Origin of the sequence: Streptomyces sp. NPDC051738 (genome assembly GCF_044453205.1) — a bacterium.
GTDB lineage: Bacteria > Actinomycetota > Actinomycetes > Streptomycetales > Streptomycetaceae > Streptomyces.
On sequence record NZ_JBITCM010000018.1, the window covers coordinates 132525 to 154784 of the forward strand.

The 22260-nt window shown below is 71.1% G+C and carries 19 protein-coding genes; 13 read left to right on the top strand and 6 right to left on the bottom strand.

Features of this window, described 5'->3' with window-relative positions:
- Positions 1 to 80 precede the first annotated feature (80 nt).
- Positions 81 to 1763 carry a tetratricopeptide repeat protein gene (locus tag ACIA8X_RS35055; RefSeq protein WP_399459988.1) on the bottom strand — a complete coding sequence of 561 codons (1683 nt, stop codon included), beginning with the start codon at positions 1761 to 1763 and terminating at the stop codon, positions 81 to 83.
- 326 nt (positions 1764 to 2089) lie between these two features.
- Here ACIA8X_RS35055 and ACIA8X_RS35060 point away from each other — a divergent pair, with 326 nt between their 5' ends.
- The 9 genes from ACIA8X_RS35060 to tgmB all read left to right on the top strand — a co-directional run bounded on the left by ACIA8X_RS35060 (position 2090) and on the right by tgmB (position 14007).
- Complete coding sequence (locus tag ACIA8X_RS35060) at positions 2090 to 4615, top strand: SpoIIE family protein phosphatase (RefSeq protein ID WP_393446682.1); 2526 nt, start codon at positions 2090 to 2092, stop codon at positions 4613 to 4615.
- 189 nt (positions 4616 to 4804) lie between these two features.
- Positions 4805 to 7582 carry a SpoIIE family protein phosphatase gene (locus tag ACIA8X_RS35065; RefSeq protein WP_393446684.1) on the top strand — a complete coding sequence of 926 codons (2778 nt, stop codon included), beginning with the start codon at positions 4805 to 4807 and terminating at the stop codon, positions 7580 to 7582.
- Between the two features lie 151 nt (positions 7583 to 7733).
- On the top strand, positions 7734 to 8552 hold the full coding sequence (locus tag ACIA8X_RS35070; protein WP_393446686.1) for a chitosanase: 819 nt from the start codon (positions 7734 to 7736) through the stop codon (positions 8550 to 8552).
- A gap of 158 nt (positions 8553 to 8710) precedes the next feature.
- On the top strand, positions 8711 to 10075 hold the full coding sequence (locus ACIA8X_RS35075) for an FAD-dependent oxidoreductase (protein WP_393446688.1): 1365 nt from the start codon (positions 8711 to 8713) through the stop codon (positions 10073 to 10075).
- Positions 10076 to 10243: 168 nt separating this feature from the next.
- Positions 10244 to 10738, top strand: a complete 495-nt coding sequence (locus tag ACIA8X_RS35080; protein ID WP_393446690.1) for a lamin tail domain-containing protein — start codon at positions 10244 to 10246, stop codon at positions 10736 to 10738.
- Between the two features lie 218 nt (positions 10739 to 10956).
- Complete coding sequence (locus ACIA8X_RS35085; protein ID WP_399459989.1) at positions 10957 to 12120, top strand: hypothetical protein; 1164 nt, start codon at positions 10957 to 10959, stop codon at positions 12118 to 12120.
- Between the two features lie 289 nt (positions 12121 to 12409).
- Positions 12410 to 12706, top strand: a complete 297-nt coding sequence (locus ACIA8X_RS35090) for a DUF1232 domain-containing protein (RefSeq protein ID WP_393446694.1) — start codon at positions 12410 to 12412, stop codon at positions 12704 to 12706.
- 118 nt (positions 12707 to 12824) lie between these two features.
- The gene (tgmA, locus tag ACIA8X_RS35095) at positions 12825 to 13016 is read left to right on the top strand and encodes a putative ATP-grasp-modified RiPP (protein ID WP_093909168.1); all 192 of its coding nucleotides are present in this window, start codon (positions 12825 to 12827) and stop codon (positions 13014 to 13016) included.
- 16 nt (positions 13017 to 13032) lie between these two features.
- Positions 13033 to 14007 (top strand): ATP-grasp ribosomal peptide maturase, encoded by a 975-nt coding sequence (gene tgmB, locus ACIA8X_RS35100; RefSeq protein WP_393446696.1) that lies wholly within the window; start codon positions 13033 to 13035, stop codon positions 14005 to 14007.
- Between the two features lie 6 nt (positions 14008 to 14013).
- On the opposite strand, the gene ACIA8X_RS35105 is transcribed toward tgmB, so the two are convergent.
- Positions 14014 to 14229, bottom strand: coding sequence for a hypothetical protein (locus ACIA8X_RS35105; protein WP_393446698.1), 216 nt, complete (start codon positions 14227 to 14229; stop codon positions 14014 to 14016).
- Between the two features lie 133 nt (positions 14230 to 14362).
- Positions 14363 to 14824 (bottom strand): DUF2269 family protein, encoded by a 462-nt coding sequence (locus ACIA8X_RS35110; RefSeq protein ID WP_393446700.1) that lies wholly within the window; start codon positions 14822 to 14824, stop codon positions 14363 to 14365.
- Between the two features lie 156 nt (positions 14825 to 14980).
- On the opposite strand from ACIA8X_RS35110, the gene ACIA8X_RS35115 reads away from it, so the two are divergent.
- On the top strand, positions 14981 to 15943 hold the full coding sequence (locus tag ACIA8X_RS35115) for a GlxA family transcriptional regulator (RefSeq protein WP_393446702.1): 963 nt from the start codon (positions 14981 to 14983) through the stop codon (positions 15941 to 15943).
- Positions 15944 to 16052: 109 nt separating this feature from the next.
- On the top strand, positions 16053 to 16400 hold the full coding sequence (locus ACIA8X_RS35120) for a hypothetical protein (RefSeq protein ID WP_393446704.1): 348 nt from the start codon (positions 16053 to 16055) through the stop codon (positions 16398 to 16400).
- A 95-nt stretch (positions 16401 to 16495) separates the two neighbouring features.
- On the opposite strand, the gene ACIA8X_RS35125 is transcribed toward ACIA8X_RS35120, so the two are convergent.
- Positions 16496 to 18265, bottom strand: coding sequence for an ABC transporter ATP-binding protein (locus tag ACIA8X_RS35125; RefSeq protein WP_393446706.1), 1770 nt, complete (start codon positions 18263 to 18265; stop codon positions 16496 to 16498).
- Positions 18266 to 18380: 115 nt separating this feature from the next.
- Positions 18381 to 19238: an aldo/keto reductase gene (locus ACIA8X_RS35130; RefSeq protein ID WP_393446708.1), complete on the bottom strand. Its 858-nt coding sequence runs from the start codon at positions 19236 to 19238 to the stop codon at positions 18381 to 18383.
- A 284-nt stretch (positions 19239 to 19522) separates the two neighbouring features.
- Between ACIA8X_RS35130 and ACIA8X_RS35135 the strand changes: the two genes are divergently transcribed.
- Complete coding sequence (locus ACIA8X_RS35135) at positions 19523 to 20410, top strand: Gfo/Idh/MocA family protein (protein WP_393446710.1); 888 nt, start codon at positions 19523 to 19525, stop codon at positions 20408 to 20410.
- A gap of 34 nt (positions 20411 to 20444) precedes the next feature.
- Here ACIA8X_RS35135 and ACIA8X_RS35140 read toward each other — a convergent pair whose 3' ends face one another.
- Complete coding sequence (locus ACIA8X_RS35140) at positions 20445 to 21206, bottom strand: SDR family NAD(P)-dependent oxidoreductase (RefSeq protein ID WP_393446712.1); 762 nt, start codon at positions 21204 to 21206, stop codon at positions 20445 to 20447.
- A gap of 145 nt (positions 21207 to 21351) precedes the next feature.
- On the opposite strand from ACIA8X_RS35140, the gene ACIA8X_RS35145 reads away from it, so the two are divergent.
- Complete coding sequence (locus ACIA8X_RS35145; protein WP_393446714.1) at positions 21352 to 22257, top strand: AraC family transcriptional regulator N-terminal domain-containing protein; 906 nt, start codon at positions 21352 to 21354, stop codon at positions 22255 to 22257.
- Positions 22258 to 22260: the final 3 nt, after the last annotated feature.

The following is a 22260-nucleotide window of genomic DNA, read 5'->3' on the forward strand; positions in this document are numbered from 1 at the left end:
AGACTCACGGTCACTGTGAAGATGCGTTCACTCCACGAACATACCGGTTTCCGTCGTGATGACACATGCCCCTCGTCCCGTCAGTCCGCGCAGCAACCGTCCTCCAAGGCGCCGCCCCGGTGGGTTTCGAGTCGGCAGAAGCAGGACGCCTCGATCGGTACGTCCGCCAGCGCGGCGGCGAGACGCAGTTGCTGGGCCACCATCTGCGCCTCCCCGGTCCTGCCCAGGCGCATCAGGCACTCGTGGAGGCCGTGCAGGGACCAGACGTTGGCGGGATGCTGCAGGGCGCGCGGAAGGGTGCCGTCGAGGCCGAGGTCGGCGCGGTAGACCGCCTCGGCCTCCTCGACCCGTCCCTGTTCCAGGAGCAGTGCGCCGTAGGCGTGCCGGGTGGGCTGCATCCAGCCCCACGGCTCGTCGTAGGGGAGGTTGTCGTCCAGTTCGATGGAGCGTTCCAGCGCGGCGAAGGCGGCGTCGTAGTGGCCCTTGCGGTACTCCAGTTCGCCGTCGAGCATCGCCGAGGCGATCGCGAGGATGTCGGCGCAGGTGTTGTTGAAGAGCATGCGGGTCTCGGGGACCCGTGCGACCGCCTCCCGGAAGAGCCGGCGCTCCGCCTCCGCCTCCGGGACGCGGCGGGTCGAGGAGAGGGCGACGCCGCGGGCGTAGTGGAACATCGCGGTCGTCACGCAGTACAGCTCGGGGTCGGCGGGCAGCGGCAGGTCCAGGATGTCGTCCCAGCGGCCGAACCGGATCAGGGTGTGGACGCGCATGGCGAGGAAGCTCTCCAGCCAGTCGGCCATGGGCGGGCTGGGCACCCGCAGCAGGTCCTCCGGGATGGAGGCCTCCAGCTGCGCCGCGGTCTCCAGGGCGACCTGGGACTGGCCGAGGAACATCGCGCCGTAGATCTTGAAGTGGTAGTTGTGCGAGCGGTACAGGGTGTAGAAGTTCATCGCCCCGGCTCGGGAGTGGTACTTCTCGTCGACCTCGATCGCCCTGGTGTTGTCCGAGACCACCCGCCGGTAGTCGCCGCAGAGCACCTCCAGGTGCGAGGGCATGTGATGCAGGTGCCCGGCGTCCGGGACCAGACCGCGCAGCCGGTCCGCGACCGGCAGCGCCACCTCGGGTGTCGGGGACATCTCCATCAGGTGGATGTACAGGTGCACCACGCCCGGATGGTCGCGGCCCGCGGCGGTGGCGAGGGCCCGGTCGAGGACGACCTTGGCCTCCAGCGTGCGCGCGCCCTCGGCCGGTTCGCCCGTCCTGAGGTCCCACAGCTGCCAGGGCGTGAGGTTCATCAGGGCGTCGGCGTACAGGGTGGCGATGTCCGGGTCGTCGGGGGCGAGCTCGTAGACCGCGCGCATGCTGTCGGCGTACGGGGCGTTCCAGATCGAGCAGTCCTCCACGGCCTTGGCCTGCGGGTATCGGGCACGCAGCGCGGAGATCAGCGCCTGTTCGACGGGGGTGGCGGCCGACGTCTTCTCGTGGGCCAGCTCCACGGCGGCGTGGGTGCGGTCGACGGTGCGGGCCAGGTCCTGGTCGTCGAAGAACTCCCAGGGCTTGTTGTAGTTCGGGCCGAGCGCGTAGGCGATGCCCCAGTGGGCCATGGCGCAGTCGGGATCGGCCGCGGCGGCGGCCTGGAAGCAGGCCACGGCTTCCTCGTGGTGGAAGGCGTACGTCCATGCCAGCCCCCGGTCGAACCAGAGCTGTGCCTGGGGGGAGGACGTGGTCACGGAGCGGGTGTGGGTGCCGAGGTCGTAGTACTCCATGGGGCTGTCTCCCTGCCTGTGCCGCATCGGCCGGTTACGTTTCCGAGTCTTCCCGAGAGGCGTCCGCCTTGCCGACCCCTGGGCGCCGGGTCGGGGGGTGCGGGGCCCGCACCGACAACGGGGAGGGCTGCCGCGCGGTTTCGGGTTCCGGCCCATCCGGTCGAGGTCGGCGGGGTGGCCGGGGCGGCACCCGGGCCTCGGCGGGGGCCACGGTTTCACTCGGGTCCCGCACACCCCTGGTCAAGCCGCCCAGGTGCGGGCAAGGTGCGTCGTGGCGCATTCTTGCTGTGTCGCACGCGTGAGGGCGTACGGACGAGGTAGGGCCGATGACTGGGAGCGCCGAAGGCGCAGAGCGGACGCCCGGCAGGCTGACGGCGCTGCTGATCGATGCCTCGGCGGAGGCGATCAGCGCGACCGGCGGCCATGCGGGTGGGGTCTATCTGCGCTCAAGCACGCCCGGACTGCTGCGTCTTGCAGTCCTGGAGGGGTTGCCGGGGCCGCTGTTCCGGCCGTGGTGGCGGCTGCACGTGGACCGGCCGTTCCCCGTCGCGGACGCCTACCGGCTCGGCGTCGAGGTGGTGCTGCCGAACGCGACGGAGACGATGCGCCGCTATCCGCAGTTCGCGGCCGGCCTGCCGTTCCAGTTCGGGTCCGTGCACGTCCCGATCACGGCTGGCTCGACCGTCTTCGGAGTGCTGACCGTCCTGCGGCCTTCGGAGACGGACGCCATTGAGCTGCTGCCCGTGCGCGAGCGCATGGCGCGGCTGGCCGAGGAGCTGGGGATGGCGCTGGAGAAGCTCGAGGACGGGGACGCCTCGGCGGTGTCCTGGGACGGCGGGCCGGTGTGTGTCCGTCCGCCGTCCGGCCGCTCGCCCTCGGGCCGCCTGGGACGGTTCGCGTGGGATCCGGTGACGGGCACCGTGACGGCGGACGAACGGCTGAACACCGCCCTGGGCCGGGCCGAGGGGGAAACCGAGGGCACCGCGGAGGCGTTCGCGCGGGCCGTCGCGCCCCATGACGCGGAGCGGATCCTGGCGGCACTGCGGGAGGCGGCCGGAGGCCGGCCACCGGCGCTGCCGCTGTACGCGCGCGCGGCCGACGGTGCGCTGCGGCTGGTGGAGGTCTGGGGGGCGTACGACGACCCGGCGCGCTCCGGGGTGCGGGCCGTGCGGGGCGTCGTCCTCGATCCGGGGCCCGGCACGGTGGCGGACGCGGCGGCCGATCTGCTGCCGGACGGGGTGTTCTGCCTGGACCGGGTGGGGACGGTCGTCTACGCCAATCCGCGGGCGGCGGCGCTGCTGCGCCGGCCGCGCACCGAGCTGCTGGGGCGGCCGCTGTGGGAGGGCGTGCCGTGGCTGAACCAGCCCTCGGTCGAGGACCACCTGCGCGGGGCGCTGTTGTCTCCGGACCCGGTGCACTTCCATGTCCGAAGACCGTCCGCCCACGGGCGTGAGACCGCCGCCCGCCCGCTCGGCGGCGACTGGCTCGCCCTGTCCGTCTATCCGGGCCCGGACCTGCTGACCTGCACGCTCCGCCCGGGGCACCGGATGGCCGACAGCCCGTCCGGGCCGCCGGTGACGCACGCCGCGCCGGAGACCGCCGGCACGCCGTCGCTCGCTCCGCTGTACCGCCCCATCGTCCTCGCCATCGCGCTGACGGAGGCGGTCACGGCACGTCAGGTGTCCGCCGTGGTGATGCAGGAGCTGCTGCCCGCGTTCGGCGGCCGTCGGCTGGCCATCTACCTGTTGCAGGAGCGGCATCTGTTCCTGGCCTGGGAGTCGGGCTTCCCCAAGGGGTTCCTGGCCCCGTTCGACGGTGTGGGTCTGGACGAGCGGCTGCCCGGGGTCGAGACGCTGACCAGTGGCCGCCCGCTGTTCTTCGACTCGATGGAGCAGCTCTCCGAGGCCTACCCGGGCATCGCGCTGGACGCGACGGAGGGCGCCCGCGCCTTTCTGCCCCTGATCGCGTCCGGGCGTGCCGTCGGCTCCTGCATCCTCGGCTTCGACCGGCCGCGCAGCTTCAGCACCGAGGAGCGTGCGGTGCTGACCGCGCTGGCGGGGCTGATCGCGCACGCCATGGAGAAGGCGCAACGCTACGAGAGCGAGGCGGCGCTCGCCCGCGGGCTGCAGCAGGCGCTGCTCCCCCGGCGGCTGCTGGAGCACCCGCTCGTGGAGACCGCGGGACGCTATCTGCCCGGTACGCAGGGCATGGAGGTGGGTGGGGACTGGTACGACGTGGTCGCCGCAGGGGACGGGATGGCCCTGGTGATCGGTGATGTGCAGGGGCACGGTGTGCAGGCCGCGGCGACCATGGGCCAGCTGCGCACCGCCGTCCGGGCCTTCGCGGTCGGCGACCGGCCGCCCGACGAGGTCATGAGCGGCACCAATCGCCTGCTCATCGACCTCGACTCGGGCCTGTTCGCGAGCTGCTGCTACATCCGGCTGGATCCCGTGACCGGCGTCGCGCGGGCGGCCGTGGCCGGGCACCCGCCTCCGGTGCTGCGCCGCCCGGACGGCCGCACCCATGTCCTCGACCTGCCCGGCGGTGTGGTGCTCGGCGTGGACCCGCTGGCGGAGTATCCGGTGACGGAGCTGCGGCTGGAACCCGGTGCCGTCCTGGCGCTGTACACGGACGGGCTGGTCGAGCGGCCCGGCTTCGACATCGACGACGGCATCGGCGCGCTGCGGGTGGCGCTGGCCAGAGCCGGTGCCCCGGCCGCCCGCGCGGACGTGCCGTCGCTGGCGGCCGTGGCCGACCGGCTCACCGCGAAGGCCCGGCACACGGCGGACCGCCCCGACGACATCGCCCTGCTGCTCGCCACGCGGCGCAGCGCCCCGCTGCGCCGGACATGAGGGCGCGCGGACCTCGCCCGCAGCCGTGCTTCGGCGGTGCCCCGTGTCCGCGTATCCCTGCTGTGGGAACGGGAGTTGCCCGGATTCGGTGTATCACTCCCGTGATCGTCCTGTGTGTGAGGGAGCGGGTCCTGTCACGGTCCGTGACGTGTCTCGCCTCCTGGGGCCCGGCAGTGTAGACATGGGCACATGGTCCGACTATCGGGTCGATCAGGGGCCCGGTCGGCCCGTCGTCCCAGCGGTCTGCGCGTACGCCCTGCGCCCGACCGCGCCCTTGGTGTGCCCGAACAGGAAGCGCCGCCCGACGCGCCCGGCGAGGAGCAGCGCAGGGGCCCGCTCTCCAGGCTGCGGTCGTCGGTGGGCGGGCTCAGTGTCGCCGGGCAGGTGTTCCTGCTCCAGGTGGTGATCGTGCTGCTGCTGGTGGTCGCCGCGGTGGTGGCGCTGGTGCTGCAGGTGCGGTACGACACCACGCAGGAGGCCCGCAACCGTTCGGTGGCCGTCGCCGAGGCGTTCGCCAACGCGCCTGGCACCCGGGAGGCCCTCGACGACCCGGACCCCACCGCCGTACTGCAACCGCGGGCGGAGGCGGCCCGCGAGGCGACGGGCGTGGACTTCATCGTCGTCATGAACACCGACGGGATCCGCTACACCCACCCCAAGACGGACCGTATCGGCAAGCAGTTCGTCGGGACCCTGGAACCGGCGCTGGCTGGGAAGGTCGTGGTCGAGGAGATCACGGGGACCATCGGTCCGCTCGTGCAGGCGGTGGTCCCGATCAAGGATCCCGACGGGAAGGTCGTGGGCCTGGTCTCGGCCGGGATCACGACGGACACCGTGGGCGGCACCGCCGACCGGCAGCTGCCGCTCGTGCTGATCGCCGCGGCGGTGGCACTCGCCCTGTCCACAGCGGGAACCGCGCTGGTCAGCAGGCGGCTGCTGCGGCAGACGCACGGCCTGGGCCCGCACGAGATGACCCGTATGTACGAGCACCACGACGCCGTTCTGCACGCCGTCCGGGAGGGCGTGATCATCGTCGGCGGCGAGGGGAAGCTGCTGCTCGCCAACGACGAGGCGCACCGCCTGCTCGACCTGCCCGAGGACGCCGAGGGGCGCCGGGTGCTCGACCTCGGTCTCGCGCCCGACACCGCCGAGCTGCTGGACTCCGGCCGGATGGCCACCGACGAGGTGCACCTGGTGGCGGACCGGCTGCTGGCGGTCAACCAGCGCCCCACCCACCTCAGGGGCCGGCGGACCGGCAGTGTCGCCACGCTGCGCGACTCGACGGAGCTGCGGGCCCTGAGCGGCCGGGCGGAGGAGGCCCGCGAGCGCCTGAACATGCTGTACGACGCCGGGGTGGGCATCGGCACCAGCCTGGACGTCACCCGCACCGCCGAGGAACTGGCGGAGCTGGCGGTGCCCCGGTTCGCGGACTTCGCCACCGTCGACCTGTTCGACGTCGTGCTCGGGGGCGGGCAGCCGGAGGCGGTGACCCTGCTGCGGCGCACGGCGTCCAGTGGGGTACGCAAGGACTCGCCGTTGTATGCGGTGGGCGAGCAGATCCGTTTCGTCGACTCCTCGCCGCAGGCTCGCGCCCTCAGCGACGGGCATGCCGTGATCGAGCCCCGGCTGGAGGCGGCGCCGGGCTGGCGGGCCCAGGATCTGGAGCGGTCGGCGCAGGTCGTGGAGTTCGGCATCCACTCGCTGATCGCCGTGCCGCTCAGGGCGGGCTCCCTGGTGCTCGGCGTGGTCAGCTTCTGGCGGTCGCGGAAGGCCGAGCCCTTCGACGCCGACGAGGTCGCGCTCGCCGAGGAGCTGGTCGCGCGGGCCGCGGTGTCCATCGACAACGCGCGCCGGTACACCCGCGAGCACAGCATGGCGGTGACCCTGCAGCGCAGCCTGCTGCCGCGCAGCCTGCCCGAGCAGAACGCCCTGGACATCGCCTACCGGTACCTGCCGGCGCAGGCCGGTGTGGGCGGCGACTGGTTCGATGTGCTGCCGCTGTCCGGCGCCCGGGTCGCGCTGGTGGTGGGCGACGTGGTGGGCCACGGGCTGTATGCGGCGGCCACGATGGGCCGACTGCGTACGGCCGTGCACAACTTCTCCGCCCTGGACCTGCCGCCCGACGAACTGCTCGCGCTCCTCGACGAGCTGGTCGCCCGAATCGACCAGGACGAGGCGGCGGAGGGCGACAGCGCCCCGGTGACCGGCGCGACCTGTCTGTACGCGATCTACGACCCGGTGTCCCGGCGGTGCACCATCGCCCGGGCCGGTCATCCGCCGTCGGCGCTGATCCGGCCGGACGGCACCGTCGAGTTCCCCGACGTGCCCGCCGGTCCCCCGCTGGGCCTGGGCGGGCTGCCGTTCGAGGCGGCCGAGCTGGAGCTCGCGGAGGGCAGCCGGCTCGTGCTCTACACGGACGGGCTGGTGGAGGACCGGGAGCACGACATCGACGAGGGCCTGGAGCAGCTGCGCGAGGCGCTGACCCGGGCCGGACAGTCCCCGGAGGAGACCTGCCAGGCGGTGCTGGAGGCCCGGCTGCCGGCCCGGCCCAGCGACGACATCGCGCTGCTCGTGGCCCGCACAAGGGCGCTGGGGCCCGCCCAGGTCGCCGAGTGGGACGTGCCGGCCGACCCGGCCGCGGTCGCCCGGGTGCGCTCCGCCGTGACACGGACGCTGGACGAGTGGGGGCTGGAGGAGCTGTCGTTCACCACGGAGCTGATCCTCAGCGAGCTGGCGACCAACGCGATCCGGTACGGCGGCGACCCCATCCGCGTACGCATGCTGCGTGACCGCACCCTGATCTGCGAGGTCTTCGACAGCAGCAACACCTCGCCGCACCTGCGCTACGCGGCCATGACCGACGAGGGCGGGCGCGGCCTGTTCCTGGTCGCGCAGCTCACCGAGCGCTGGGGCACGCGGTATCTGCCCGGCGGCAAGGTGATCTGGGCGGAGCAGCCGCTGCCGTAGCCGTGCCTGTTTGTAGATAGGCACGAATTTGTAGATAGGTACGAACCTTTGACGCGAAAGGTGTCCCTGACGACCCGCATCTGATAGGAAACCTTCCTATCAGTACCTGCAACGGCCAACTCTCCACCCCCCACCATCACCTGGAGCTGCCGTGAAGCACCCCACGCACACGTCGCGCCGCACACTCCTCGCCCTGATCGGCGCATCCCTGGCATCGGTCCCCCTCATCGACTCCCCCCGTACCGCCGCTCTCCGCTCGGCGGCGGGACTCGACGACCCGGCGAAGAAGGAGATCGCCATGAAGCTGGTGTCGAGCGCGGAGAACTCCTCGCTCGACTGGAAGGCCCAGTACAAGTACATCGAGGACATCGGCGACGGCCGCGGCTACACCGCCGGCATCATCGGCTTCTGCTCCGGTACGGGCGACATGCTCGACCTCGTCGAGCTGTACGCCGACCGCCGCCCCGGCAACGTCCTCGCCCCGTACCTTCCGGCGCTGCGCCGGGTGAACGGCACCGACTCGCACGACGGACTCGACCCGAACTACCCCCGCGACTGGGCCCAGGCGGCGCAGGACCAGGCATTCCGGCAGGCCCAGGACGACGAGCGCGACCGCGTGTACTTCAACCCGGCGGTGCGGCAGGGCAAGACGGACGGGCTGCGGGTGCTGGGCCAGTTCGCGTACTACGACGCCATCGTCATGCACGGCGACGGCGACGACCCCACCAGCTTCCGCAACATCCGCGGGCGTGCCCTGAACCAGGCCCGGCCGCCGGCGCAGGGCGGCGACGAAGTCACCTACCTGCACGCCTTCCTGGACGCGCGGGTGTGGGCCATGAAGCAGGAGGAGGCCCACAGCGACACCAGCCGCGTCGACACGGCCCAGCGTGTCTTCCTGCACAAGGGCAACCTCGACCTCGATCCGCCGCTCGACTGGAAGGTGTACGGGGACAGTTACCACCTCGACTGACCGGGACCGGGTGATCGCCAGGCCGTCCACGACGGCCCGGCATTGCCCATAGAATGGATTTATGAGCTCATAGGCCGGACCCGCGTACCGACTTAGGCTTGCCTTAGTTTAGGCTTCCCGACGAGATCGCTTTGTCGCCACTCGAAGGGAACCTGATCATGCCCCGCCCCCTGCGGGTAGCCATCGTCGGAGCCGGCCCCGCCGGGATCTACGCCGCCGACGCCCTGCTCAAGTCCGACGTGGCCACCGAACCCGGTGTGTCCATCGACCTCTTCGAGCGCATGCCGGCGCCTTTCGGACTGATCCGGTACGGCGTCGCCCCCGACCACCCCCGCATCAAGGGCATCATCACGGCCCTCCACCAGGTGCTCGACAAGCCGCAGATCCGCCTCTTCGGCAACGTCGACTACCCGAACGACATCAGCCTGGACGACCTGCGCGCGCTCTACGACGCCGTGATCTTCTCGACCGGCGCGACGGCCGACCGCGAACTGCGCATACCCGGCATCGACCTCGACGGCTCCTACGGCGCGGCCGACTTCGTCTCCTGGTACGACGGCCACCCGGACGTGCCGCGCACCTGGCCCCTTGAGGCGGAGAAGGTCGCCGTGCTCGGCGTCGGCAATGTCGCCCTGGACGTGGCCCGCATCCTCGCCAAGACGGCGGAGGAGCTGCTGCCGACGGAGATCCCGCCGAACGTCCACGAGGGCCTCAAGGCCAACAAGGCGCTGGAAGTCCACGTGTTCGGCCGCCGTGGCCCGGCGCAGGCGAAGTTCTCCCCGATGGAGCTGCGCGAGCTGGACCACTCGCCCAACATCGAGGTCATCGTCGACCCCGAGGACATCGACTACGACGAGGGCTCGATCGAGACCCGGCGCGGCAACAAGCAGGCCGACATGGTCGCCAAGACCCTGGAGAACTGGGCGATCCGCGACGTCGGCGACCGGCCGCACAAGCTGTTCCTGCACTTCTTCGAGTCGCCCTCCGAGATCCTCGGCGAGGACGGCAAGGTCGTCGGGCTGCGCACCGAGCGCACCGCCCTCGACGGCACCGGCAACGTCAAGGGCACCGGCGAGTTCAAGGACTGGGACGTCACCGCGATCTACCGCGCGGTCGGTTACCTCTCCGACAAACTCCCCAAACTGCCCTGGGACATCGACTCCGGCACGGTTCCGGACGAGGGCGGCCGGGTCATCCAGGAGTCCGGCGAGCACCTGCAGTCGACGTACGTCACCGGCTGGATCCGCCGCGGCCCGGTCGGCCTGATCGGCCACACCAAGGGCGACGCCAACGAGACCGTGTCGAACCTGCTGGACGACTTCGCGAACGGCCGTCTGCAGACGCCCGCTTCGCCGGAGCCGGAGGCCGTGGAGGCGTTCCTCGCCGAGCGCGAGATCCGCTTCACCACCTGGGAGGGCTGGTACAAGCTCGACGCGGCCGAGAAGGCGCTGGGCGAGCCGCAGGGCCGTGAGCGCGTGAAGATCGTCGAGCGCGAGGGCATGCTGCGGGAGAGCGGCGCGTAAGTCACCGACCGTACGGGAGGGCCAGGGGTTTCGATCCCTCGGCCCTCCCGGCTTTTCCCCCACGGATCCACCCCCGTCTCGCATTTCGGAGAAGTCGGCACAGCATGCGCGTGGGCTGTATACACTCCTGATCTTCACAGAAGCTCCATACAGGGGGGATGTTTCTCCATGGGCATACGCCTTTTCATCACAACTGCCGTCGCGGCCGGCACGCTCGCCGCACTGTCCGCCACACCGGCCCAGGCCACCGAGTACTCGTCCGCGCTGAAGATCAAGGGCATTCAGTACGACGCGCCCGGCAGTGACTCCAACAACTGCCGGACCGGCAACACCAAAGCGGAGTACCTGACGATCAAGAACTACTCGTCGGGCACGAAGGTCAACCTCAAGGGCTACGTCGTGAAGGACAAGGCCGGCAACCGCTTCACCTTCCCCGCCAACCACTACCTGGAGCCCGGTGACTACGTGAAGCTCCGGGGCGGCAACGGCACCGACTCCGACGCGGGCAACGTCGTCTACCGCGACAACTGCAACTTCATGTGGAACAACGACAAGGACTCGATCTACTTCTACAAGCCCTCGGGCGCCGGAGCGGACTCGCACTCCTACACCAAGAGCGGGAACGACCCGGACCGCAACGGCTACATCACCTACCACGGCTGAGCCGACGGTGCGGCGTGAGCAGGACCCGCCCCAATGCGGATGGTGGGCGGGTCCTGCTCACCGGGCCATTGTCCTGACCGGCTGTGGTGCGGGCCACGAGTGAGCGGCAGTTGGGCTGTGCGGACGGCACACACCCCGTGTGCGGACCCCGCCCGATCGGCATCCACCGGCGGCGACCATACTGGTACGAACACGTACCCCCGCCCACAGATGGACTCATGCCCAGCTCCTCCAGCGCCCGCCCCACGATCCCGCCCTCGGTGTGGCTGGCCCGTGGCCGCCACCTCGGACCCGCCGCACAGGACGTCCTCCGGCTCACCCTGCGGCAGCTCAAGGACAGCGGGGGCATAGACGACTTTCTGGAGGTGCCCGAGACCGAGGGCGCCCAGGAATCCGTCTTCGAGGCCCGATGGCGGGTCGAGGAGTCGGTGACCGTGCGGGCCCGGCTGACCGTCGAGCACGGCTCGGACAACGGGCAGCAGTGGGTGCTGGTCGCGGAGGCGGAGGCCCCGTGGGACCCGCGATGGCCGTCGCCCGCGGCCCTGTTCTGGCCGCAGGAGCCGGACGCGACATGGGACCACGACGCGGCCACGGGCCTGCGCCTGCGGGACATCAACCCGCTGCCCTCGGACGACAAGGACGTACGGCGCGTGCTGCGGGACTCCGCGCGCGACGGCTGGAGCATCCATGTCGTCGTCCACGAGGCCATGACCACGGACAAGCGCGGCCGCGTGCCCCTGGCCGGGATGCTGCCGCCGGGCCTGCGGCACCGGGTGGTCGAGCACCGGGCGGCGCCGAGCCTGCTGCGCATCGTGAACTGGGCGCTGCGGGACGTCGGCGTGGAGGTTCCGCGCGGGGGTGCCGTGGTGCTGCCCGGGACTCCGGCACCGTCCGGCTACGCCGTGGACGACTTCGCCGTACGCAGCGTCTTCCTCGACGGCACGGACCCCGCCGAGCTCATCCACGCCGTGACGCGCTTCGCCGCGCTGCCCCGGCCGCTGCCGGACGGCGCCGAGGAGGCCCTCACCGCCCTGCGCGAGGACTGGCGGCTATTGACGCTGGAGGAGGAGCTCACCCGCGAGCGCAGGCTGGTGGCGATGTACGCCGACGCGCTGGAGGCGATGACGAAGTCGCGCGATCTGTACCGGGAGGCCGCCGAGCAGGCGCACGCGGCGCTGGCCGCCTACCGGGAGTCCGCCGGCGCCACGACCGAAACGCGCCCCCAGCCACCCGCCGGTCCGTCGACGTCCCCACTGCACCAGCTGACCCGCACCTTCGAGCGCCTCAAGGGCTCGGCCCGCTCCCGCAAGGCCGCCGCCGACGCGAGCGGCACGCAGGAGGGCACGGCCGCGGAGGAGCAGCCGGAGGCATCGGACCGCTAGCGGGAGCGCGAGAAGCACGGGGCCGGGTGCGGTCGGCCCGTGCGCGCGGCTGCGTAAGGCGGCTGCGAAGGACTCAGACGGGGCATGTACTGCGTCGAGCGGGTTCGCTCCGGTGCGTGGGTGGCCGGTCCGCGTTCCTGACCAGGCAGGTGTCCGGCCCCATTGTGCGTCTTACGTCCTGACGGGTGAAGGGCTGCGCCAGGTGACCGCCGTCATGCAATGCACACGCCGCAATCGGGAATCCGACCAGCAGTGCGTGTGGTGCGCACCTAGGGCTGAAGGAGGGTCCGTGGAGTCGACCACCACACTGATCGTCGTCGCCGTCGCCCTCGCGGCCGTCCTGCTCGCCGTGGCCGTCGCGGTGCTGGTGCGGCTCGTGCGCACACGGCGCACCCTGCGACGCGCCGGGCTGCCGACCGGACCGCGATGGGTGTTCTGGGGTGCCCTCCTCTATTTCGTGCTGCCGGCCGATCTGGTGCCCGATCCGGTGTATCTGGACGACATCGGCGTGCTCCTGCTGGCACTGCGTACCCTGCGCCGTTCTCCCGATGCCGGAGGTCCGGACCCCGTTGACTACGGAAAGTAAGGAAACCAACCACTCGTTCGATTCGTTTAAGTAAGTGGAAACCAAAGGGCGTCGGCGGACCGAGGGGCGGCGCCGGGTGACCAAGCTCGTTCGGAGCAGCACCTGTGAGGGAGAGACGATGCAACCGTTCGCGCTCAACTATGCACGGCCGGCAGCGGAGTTGGAGTTCACCGCTCCGTACGTCTACGACTCCGGGCTGCAGTTGAACGTGCTCCGTGACGGGCGGATAGCCGCCAGTGATCATGCGTTGTTGCGGGAGCTCGGGACCACGACATCCACGGCGGGCTCGAAGACCCACTTCGACGACTGAACGCAGGCCGGCGACGATGACCGTCTTGATTCTGACCAACGAAGAAGACGTGACGGCGGACATGGTGGTCGTGCACCTGAACGCGTCCGGCGTCCCGGTGGTCCGTCTCGATCCCGCCGACCTGACCGGCGGGGTCGCCCTGTCGGGCGAGTATGTGCACGGTGCCTTCCGCGGGCACCTGTCGGCCGGGGGCCGGCTGGTGAGCATCGGCGGGCTGCGGTCGGTCTGGATGCGCAGGCCGGGGCCCCCGGCGGCCCGGGCCGCCGCGCCGTCCGCCTGGCTTGCGGAGGAGGCCGGTCAGGCGCTGTACGGCATGCTGCGCAGCTGTGACGCCCGCTGGATGAACCAGCCCGACGCGGCCCGCCGGGCCCGTTACAAGCCCTGGCAGTTGCGGGTGGCCCAGGGCTGCGGACTGCCCGTGCCGGCCACCTTGATCACGACGTTCCCGCAGGCCGCCCGCGAGTTCGCCGCGCGGTATCCGGATCTGGTGGTCAAGCCGGTGTCCGGCGCGCATCCGCAGGATCCGCCCCGGGCGGTGCCGACCAGCAGGGTGGCCCCGGACGCGGACTTCTCCGCCGTCGCGTTCGGCCCCACGCTGCTGCAACGGCGGGTCGCCAAGCGGGCCGACATACGCCTCACCGCGGTGGGCGAGCGGCTGCTGGCCGCCCGCAAGGCGACCGGTGCCGAGGCCGAGGTGGACGTCCGCTTCGCCGAGTCCGAGACGCCGTGGCGTCCCGTCGAGGTGGCACCCCGTGTCGCCGAGGCCGTCCGCGCGTATCTGAGGGACGCCGAACTCGCCTACGGCGCCTTCGACTTCGTCGAGGACGCCGACGGGATGTGGTGGTTCCTGGAGTGCAACCAGTCGGGTCAGTTCGGGTTCGTCGAGGTGGACACGGGCCAGCCGATCGCCCGCACCATCGCCGAGTGGCTCGCCCAGCCGGCCTCCGGAGAGGAGGCACACGTCAACGGGGCGAGCGCGAAGGTCACCTGACCGGGCTCAGAGCTGCTGGGGGCCCGGCGGCAGGGCGCTGCGCTGCCACGTCGGTGCCGGGGGTGTGGGCCGTACGGCAGCGGACGCGATGCCACCGGACAGCAGCGGCTGCATGGCGAACTCGACTTCCCTGCTGACGCGTTCGGCCTCCCGACGCACCTGGGTGGGGATGTCGCCGCGCTCCGCGATGAGCCGGTCGTAAATGGGGGAATCCTGGAACACCCGTCAACGCGCCTTTCCTGTCGTGGCCCTGTGTGCATTTGGGCACGGCTGTCGAGTCTAGGCGCGGACGCACCCTGAAGTATGAATTCTGCCAGAGCGCTTGACGAGCGATGAACGGGCGGTTCCGTCCGGGTCAGGCACCTGTCGTCGAGCCCGGCCGGACGATCATCAGGATGGTGACGGTGGCCCACAGCAGGTTGAAGATGCCGGTGAACATGGCGAGTTGCACGGTGGCCGAGTGCTCGACGGGCTTCTCGGCGTTCAGTTGCTCCACGAGTTCCTCCTGCCGGGGCAGGACGAACGCGACCAGGATTCCGGCTGCCGCGGCGGTCAGGGCGATGGACGTGATGAGCCAGCCGCTGGCCAGGACGCCCATCGCCAGGGCGGTGGCCAGGCCGAGGACGGGGACCGACACCCCGATGCCCGCGTAGACGCGGCAGATGCGGTGCAGGAGCTGGACGGTGCCCACCGCCACGGCACCGTCCGCCGCCGGGACGCGGCGCGCCGCCGGCGGGAACATGCTGGCCGCGACGGTGACGGGGCCGACGGCGACGATGGCGGCCAGGACGTGAAGTATGAGGAGGATCTTGGTCACCGGGTCCACGTTAGGGATCTCCCGGGTGATCGCACAGGGGCAGAAATGACAGCTTCCAACGGATTCTCGCCAGGGCCTGTGTCCCGTGCTCCGCCATGGTCACTCCCCTCCACCTGGTCTTATATCCCTGGCGGGAATCCGCCTAAGGTGGCGTTCATGCACACCGTGGCGATCCTGGTTCTCGACAACGTGGTGCCGTTCGACATGGCGACGCCCTTCCAGATGTTCGGCTGGACGCGGCTGCCGGACGGCCGCCGCCCCTACCGGGTCCGGCTGTGCGCCGAGTCGCCGGAGGTGCCCACGGAAGGCTTCGCCCTGCGGATCGACCGGGGGCTCGACGGGCTGGCGGACGCGGACACGATCATCGTGCCGGGCTGCGACGAGACCGGACCGCCCTCCCCGGTCGTGGTCGCGGCCCTGCGGGAGGCGGTACGGTCCGGCACGCGGATCGCGTCGGTGTGCGTGGGCGCCTTCGTCCTGGCGGAGGCGGGACTGCTGGACGGGCTGCGCGCCACCACCCACTGGATGGCCACCGACGAGCTGGCCCGGCGCTTCCCGCGCGTGGAGGTGGAGCCGGACGTGCTGTACGTCGACAACGGGCAGGTCCTCACCTCCGCCGGAGCCGCCGCCGGGCTGGACATGTGCCTGCACATGATCCGCCGGGACCTGGGTTCGGCGGTCGCCGCGCACACCGCCCGCATGGCCGTCGTACCGCTGGAACGGGAGGGCGGGCAGGCTCAGTTCATCGTGCACGAGCACCCGCCCGTGCCACGTGGCTCGGCGCTCGAACCGCTCCTGGAGTGGATCGAGGACAACCTGGCGCAGGAGGTCACGCTGGCGGAGATGGCGGAGCGCTCGGGCATGAGCGAGCGCACCCTCAGCCGCCGGTTCCGTGAGCAGACCGGCACCACTCCGCTGCAGTGGCTGCTGCGGGTGCGGGTGCGGCGGGCCCAGTATCTGCTGGAGAACAGCGACCACCCGATCGAACGGATCGCGCGGCAGGCGGGGTTCGGGTCGCCGACGGCGTTCCGCGATCGCTTCCGCCGGGTGGTCGGCACGACGCCGCACGCCTATCGCTCCGCGTTCCAGGGGAAGGCCGCGGTCAGCGTCCACTCCTAACCGGTGACCCGCCCTGTTCGGTCACGGTGGGAAAAATCACCCGAGTCCCATACGGGCTGTACACAGTTGGACAAGGGGTATCGATCCTCCCCAAGGACGGTGTACTCCCATGAACCACTGCAGCCGCACTCTCTGCGTCCTCTATGTCGCCACGAGCGCGGGGCTCGCCTGGACCACGGTCCTCGCGTTCCGGTACGGCCCGGTGTGGGCCGCGTGTCTGTTCGCCGCCGCCAGTCTCGTGCCGCTCATCGCCGTCGTGCGGGAGACCGTGATCGGCGACCAGCGGCGCTGGCTCCTGGAGTTGATCGCACGGGCCGGCCGCGCCGGGGATGCCGCCGAGGCGATCGTCCAGGCAGAGCTCGACTCGGCGTGCTGCGAGCGCTGGTGGACGAGCCTCGGCAGCGCGCACGACGTGACGTGCCGGCACGGGTTGCCGCACAGCAGCAGCGCCGCCTGAGCGTGGGGGTCAGGGGACGAGAGCCCGGTCGACCTCCTCACGCAGGAGGTCGATGCAGGGACGGGATGAGCCGCCGGTCGACTTCGACCGGCGCGTCAGGCGACCTGTCCGCTGTGCAGGGCCGCGTACGCCCCGTTGCGGCGCAGGAGTTCCTCGTGGGTGCCGATCTCCTCGATCCGGCCGTCTGCCAGCACCACGATCCGGTCCGCGCCCCGCACCGTGGACAGCCGGTGTGCCACCACGAAGGTGGTACGGCCGTGCAGGAGCCGGGCGAGTGCCTGCTGGACGAGCGCCTCGGACCGGGTGTCCAGGGCCGACGTCGCCTCGTCGAGGACGAGCACCTTCGGGTCCCGGATCAGCGCCCGCGCGATGGCCAGGCGCTGCCGCTGCCCGCCGGACAGCCGTGCCCCGCGCTCCCCGACCAGGGTGTCGAGGCCCTGTGGCAGCCGGTCGACGAACTCCAGCGCGTTGGCGTCGCGCAGCGCCGCCCGCACCGTCTCCTCGTCGGCGTCGTCCATGCCGTACGCCACGTTCTCCCGGATCGTGCCGTCGAAGAGGATCGACTCCTGGGGCACGACCGACACGAAGCGGCGGTAGGTGCGCAGGTCGAGGGTGTTCATGTCCGTGCCGTCGAGCGACAGCCGGCCCGAGGTCGGGCGGATGAAGCCGATGACGAGGTTCAGCACGGTGGACTTGCCCGCACCGGACGCGCCGACGAGGGCGATGGTCTCCCCCGGCACGACGGAGAGGGTGAAGTCCCGTACTGCGGGGCGGTCCGCTTCGTCGTAGGTGTACCCGACGCCCTCGAAGGTCACGGCGCCGCGTAGCGAGGCGAGTTCGGCCTTGCCCTCGTTGTCCTCCAGTTCGGGGGCCTGGAGGACCTCGCCGACGGAACGGACGGACTCAAGTCCCTTGGTGATGACGGGGGCCAGGCCCGCCAACGTTGTCGTGGAGTTGGTGAGGGTGGTCAGGAACGCGCTGAGCATCACGACGTCGCCGGCGGTGACGCCCCAGACGCCGTAGTACGAGATCAGCGCGGCGCCCGCGAGAACGAGCACGCCGACCACGTTCAGCACCACCCAGGCCAGCGACCCGAAGCGGCCGTTGACGAGGTCGAGGCGCATCCCGGAGGTCAGCAGCCGGTGCAGTGTGCCGTCCATGCGGCGCAGTGCCTTGCCCTCCAGGCCGTGGGCGCGGGTGACCGGGATGAGGCGGGTCATCTCCGTCACGCGGGAGGACAGGGTCTCGACCTCGTGGCGGAAGTGCTCGTTGTGGGTGCGCAGCCGGGCCCTCAGACGCGCGACGACGAGTGCGGCGGCGGGCACGATCACGAGGAACACGGGCACGAACTCCGGTGTGCGGATGGCGATGATGACGAGACCGCCGATGAGTACGGTGCCCGCGCCGAGGCCCGTCTCCGCGGTCTGCTGCACCATCTGCTCGACGGTCTCCACGTCGCGCACGACCTTGGCCTGGAGCACGCCGGCGCTGACACGCGAGTGGTAGCCGATGGAGAGCTGCTGCATGCGCGTGCACAGCGCCGAGCGCAGGCCGGTGCCCATCCGGCGGACACTGCCGTACAGCAGACGTACGTACAGCACGTGCAACGGGTAGTTGACCAGCAGGATGAACATGATGACGCCGGTGCTCAGCCAGAGCCTGCTGACCGGCTGGTGCTGGACGACGGTGTCGATGATGGACGCGGTGATCAGCGGCAGCAGCCAGATGGGGCTGTGCTTGACCGTGAAGACGCCGACCGCCGCCGCGAGGCGGTGGCGGTCGGCGCGGAACAGATAGGCGAGGGTGCGTATGGGGTGTTCGCCGCGGTAGCGATGGTCGAGCGGTTTCTCGTGTGACGACGCCATCGGCGTTGTCCTTCCCAGGGTTCCGGATGCGTTGCAGACACCTGCACGGCAAGCGCTTTCCCATCCCGCCCCGGGAGGGAGCACAAGCGGGTTTCGGAACGGATCCCGACGTGGTTCAGACGGCGTCCAGTTCCGCGAGCTCCCCGTCGCTGAGCACGAGGTCGGTCGCGGCGAGCGAGTCCAGGATCGTCTCCGGCCTGCTCGCGCCCGGGATCGGGACGACGACGGGCGACTTGGCGAGCATCCACGCCAGGCACACCCGCTGCGGGCTCACCCCGTGGGCCTCGGCGACCCGGGCGAACGGGGCGTAGGCGGAGCCCAGTTCACGGGCGCGGGAGATGCCGCCGAGCGGACTCCAGGGCAGGAACGCGATGCCGAGCTCGTCGCACAGGCGCAGCTCCGGCTCGCTGGAGCGGAACGCCGGGGAGAACTGGTTCTGCACGGAGACCAGCCTGCCGCCGAGGATGTCGTTGGCCTGCTTGATCTGCTCGGGGTTGGCGTTGGAGATCCCGGCCAGGCGGATCTTGCCCTCGTCGAGCAGGTCGCGTACGGCGCCGACCGACTCGGCGTAGGGCACCGTCGGGTCGGGCCGGTGGAACTGGTAGAGCCCGATGGCCTCCACGCCGAGCCGGCGCAGGGACGCCTCGCAGGCCTCCTTGAGGTACTTGGGGCTGCCGTCCAGCGTCCAGCTGCCGTCGCCGGGGCGCAGATGGCCGCCCTTGGTGGCGACGAGGACGTCCTTGCCGAGGTCGTGGGAGGCGAGGGCCTTGGCGATCAGGGTCTCGTTGTGACCGACCTCGTGCGCGTCCCGGTGGTAGGCGTCGGCGGTGTCGATCAGGGTCACGCCGGCGTCGAGCGCGGCGTGGATCGTGGCGAGGGAACGCGCCTCGTCCGGGCGCCCCTCGATCGACATGGGCATCGCGCCCAGACCGATCGCGCTGACCTCGACGTCACCGATGCGGCGAGTGTGCATGGGTTTGTGACCTCTTTCGCCTGTCGCGCAAGAACGTTGACGTCCGGCGAGCGGTTGCGGAGCGGGGCCTTACCGGACCGGTACCAGCCTCGCCGTCCGGCCACGAGAGGTCCAATAGAAGAAAGTGAATGCATTCAGCGACGGCGGCTCTGAATCCGCGGTGCCACGTGACGGGCCCGTCCTGCATCCCCTTGCGCGGCCTCCAGGGCGGTGTGACACGCTCACCCTCGACCGACCGCGGCCGGGGACGTTTCGGCCCAGTGAGCCCAGTGAGAGGCGACGGCATGCGCATCGGACTGCTCGGCACCGGCCCGTGGGCCCAGATGGCCTACGCTCCCGCCCTGAGCCGGCACGGCGAACTGGACTTCGTGGGCGTGTGGGGCCGACGTACGGCCGCTGCCAAGGAGCTGGCCGACAGCTACGGCGTGCGCGCCTACGACGACGTCGACGCGCTGCTCGCCGACGTGGACGCCGTGGCCGTGGCCCTGCCCCCGGCCGTCCAGGCCGACTTGGCGGTGCGGGCGGCCCGGGCAGGTCGGCATCTGCTGCTGGACAAGCCGCTCGCGCTGGCGGTGGAGGAAGGACGGGCGGTCGTCGAGGCCGCCGAGGAGGCCGGTGTGGCCTCGGTCGTCTTCTTCACCACCCGTTTCCAGCCGGAGACCGAGGCGTGGATCGCCGAACAGGCCGCTGTGGAGGGCTGGTTCACGGGCCGGGCTCAGTGGCTGGGCGCGGTGTTCAGCGGTGACGGCAATCCGTTCGCCGCCTCGCCGTGGCGGCGGGAGAAGGGCGCGCTGTGGGACGTCGGTCCCCATGCGCTGTCCGTGCTGCTGCCGGTCCTGGGTGACGCACGGCGTGTGACGGCCGCCGCGCACGGCCCCGGCGACACGGTCCATCTGGTCCTCGAACACGTCAGCGGCGCGTCGAGCACGCTGGCCCTGAGCCTCACGGCACCGCCCGCGGCGGCCGGGGCAGCGGTGGAGCTGCGGGGCGCGGCCGGCGTGACGCTCCTCCCGGAGAGCACCGAGAGCGCCGTGTCCGCACTGATCCGCGCGGCGGACGCCTTGCTGGCCGCGTCCCGCACGGGGCAACCGCACACGTGCGACGCGGTGTTCGGGCTGCGGGTCACCGAGATCCTGGTCGAGGCCGAGGCGCTCCTGGACGGAAACGGCTGACGGGCGACGACCGACAGGGGACGACTGACGGGTCCTAGAGGTTGTAGCCGCCCGACACCTCGATATTCTGGGCGGTGACCCAGCGGCTCTCGTCGGAGACCAGCGTGGCGATCATCGCCCCGATGTCGTCGGGTTCCCCGACCCTGCCGAACGCGGTCTTCGCGGCGAGCGCCGGGACGACCTCGGGGAACCTGCTGAAGGCGTCGTCGGCGAGGCGGGTGCGGGTCGCCCCGGGCGAGACCGCGTTGACCCGGATGCCGCGTCCGCTGAACTCCTTGGCCATGTAGCGGGTCAGTACGTCCAGGCCGCCCTTCATGGTGGCGTAGGCCGAGTAACCGGGCTCCAGGCCGGTGGTGGTCGCCGCCGAGTTGCTGCTCGTGTTGACGACGGCGCCACCGTCCGCCATCAGGGGCAGCAGCTTCTGCGTCAGGAAGTACGGCCCCTTGAGCAGGACCCGCGTCAGCCGGTCGAACATCTCCTCGGTCATGTCCTCGATCAAGGCCGTCTGTGCGATCCCCGCGTTGTTGACCAGATAGTCGAAGGTGTCGCGCCCCCAGGTGCCCCGCAGCACGCCGGCCACGGTGTCGCGGAAGGCGTCGAACGTGTCGCTCGAGCCGACGTCCAGCGGCAGCGCCACGGCGGTGCCGCCCGCCCGCTCGATGGCGGCAACCGTCTCCTTCCCGCCACGCGCGTTGTTCCCGTAGGTCAGGATCACCCCGACCCCTCGCTTGGCGATCTCGCCGGCGGCACTCTGCCCGATGCCGGAGCTGGCGCCGGTGACAATGGCGATCTTCATGGTCTCTCCTGTGAGTGAACGGAAGCGGTGTCGTGATTCCATTCAACCCACGTGACCTGCGGAAACGTTAGAACGATGGTCGCCCGCACTTGCACGATCCTCTTGCTCCCGGGAGCCATCGCACAGAGCGTGCTGCAATGGCCGTATGCCGCTGGAAGAACTCCGGGAGCTGCTGGCCCGGCACGCCCGCCCCGACTGGACCACCGCCATCGACGGTGTCCTCATCTCGAAGGTCGACCGGTCGGATCCGCCGGCGCCGTCGATGTCCGGCACGGTGCTGGCGGTCATCGCCCAGGGCGCCAAACGGCTCGCCCTGGGCGACCGGGTCTTCGAGTACGGCCCGGGCCAGTATCTGGTGGCCTCGGTCGATCTCCCGGTCACCGGTCAGTTCCTGCGGGCCGACTCCGAGCACCCCGCTCTGGGCTTCGGCCTCACGCTGGACCCGGCCGTCGTCGCCGAGTTGCTGCTCCAATCCGGGCCCGTGGGCGCGCCGCGCACCGGTGGCGGCGCACCGTCCGGGATCGCCGTCAGTGACGCTCCCGACGCGCTGCTCGACGCGGTGGTGCGGCTGCTGCGCCTGCTCGACGAGCCCCGGGACCGGGCCGTACTGGCCCCGCTGGTCAAGCGCGAGATCCTGTGGCGCGTCATCACCGGCGAGCAGGGTGCGACGGTGCGCCAGCTCGGCCTCGCCGACAGCGGCCTCAGCCACGTCTCCCGGGCCGTGCGCTGGATCCGCGAGCACTACGCGCAGCCCTTCCGGGTCGAGGACGTGGCACGGATGTCCGGCATGAGCGCGTCCGCCTTCTACCGCAACTTCCAGGCGGTGACCGCGATGAGCCCTATCCAGTTCCAGAAGCAGATCCGGCTCCAGGAGGCCCGGCTGCTGCTCGCCACCCACCCGGGCGACGTCACCGGGGTGGGCCGGCGCGTCGGCTATGACAACCCGTCACAGTTCAGCCGGGAGTACCGCCGCCAGTTCGGCGCGGCACCCAGCCAGGACGCCGTCCGCCTGCGCGATGCCGTGCGCACGCCCGCGGGCGTCCTCCCTTGACGC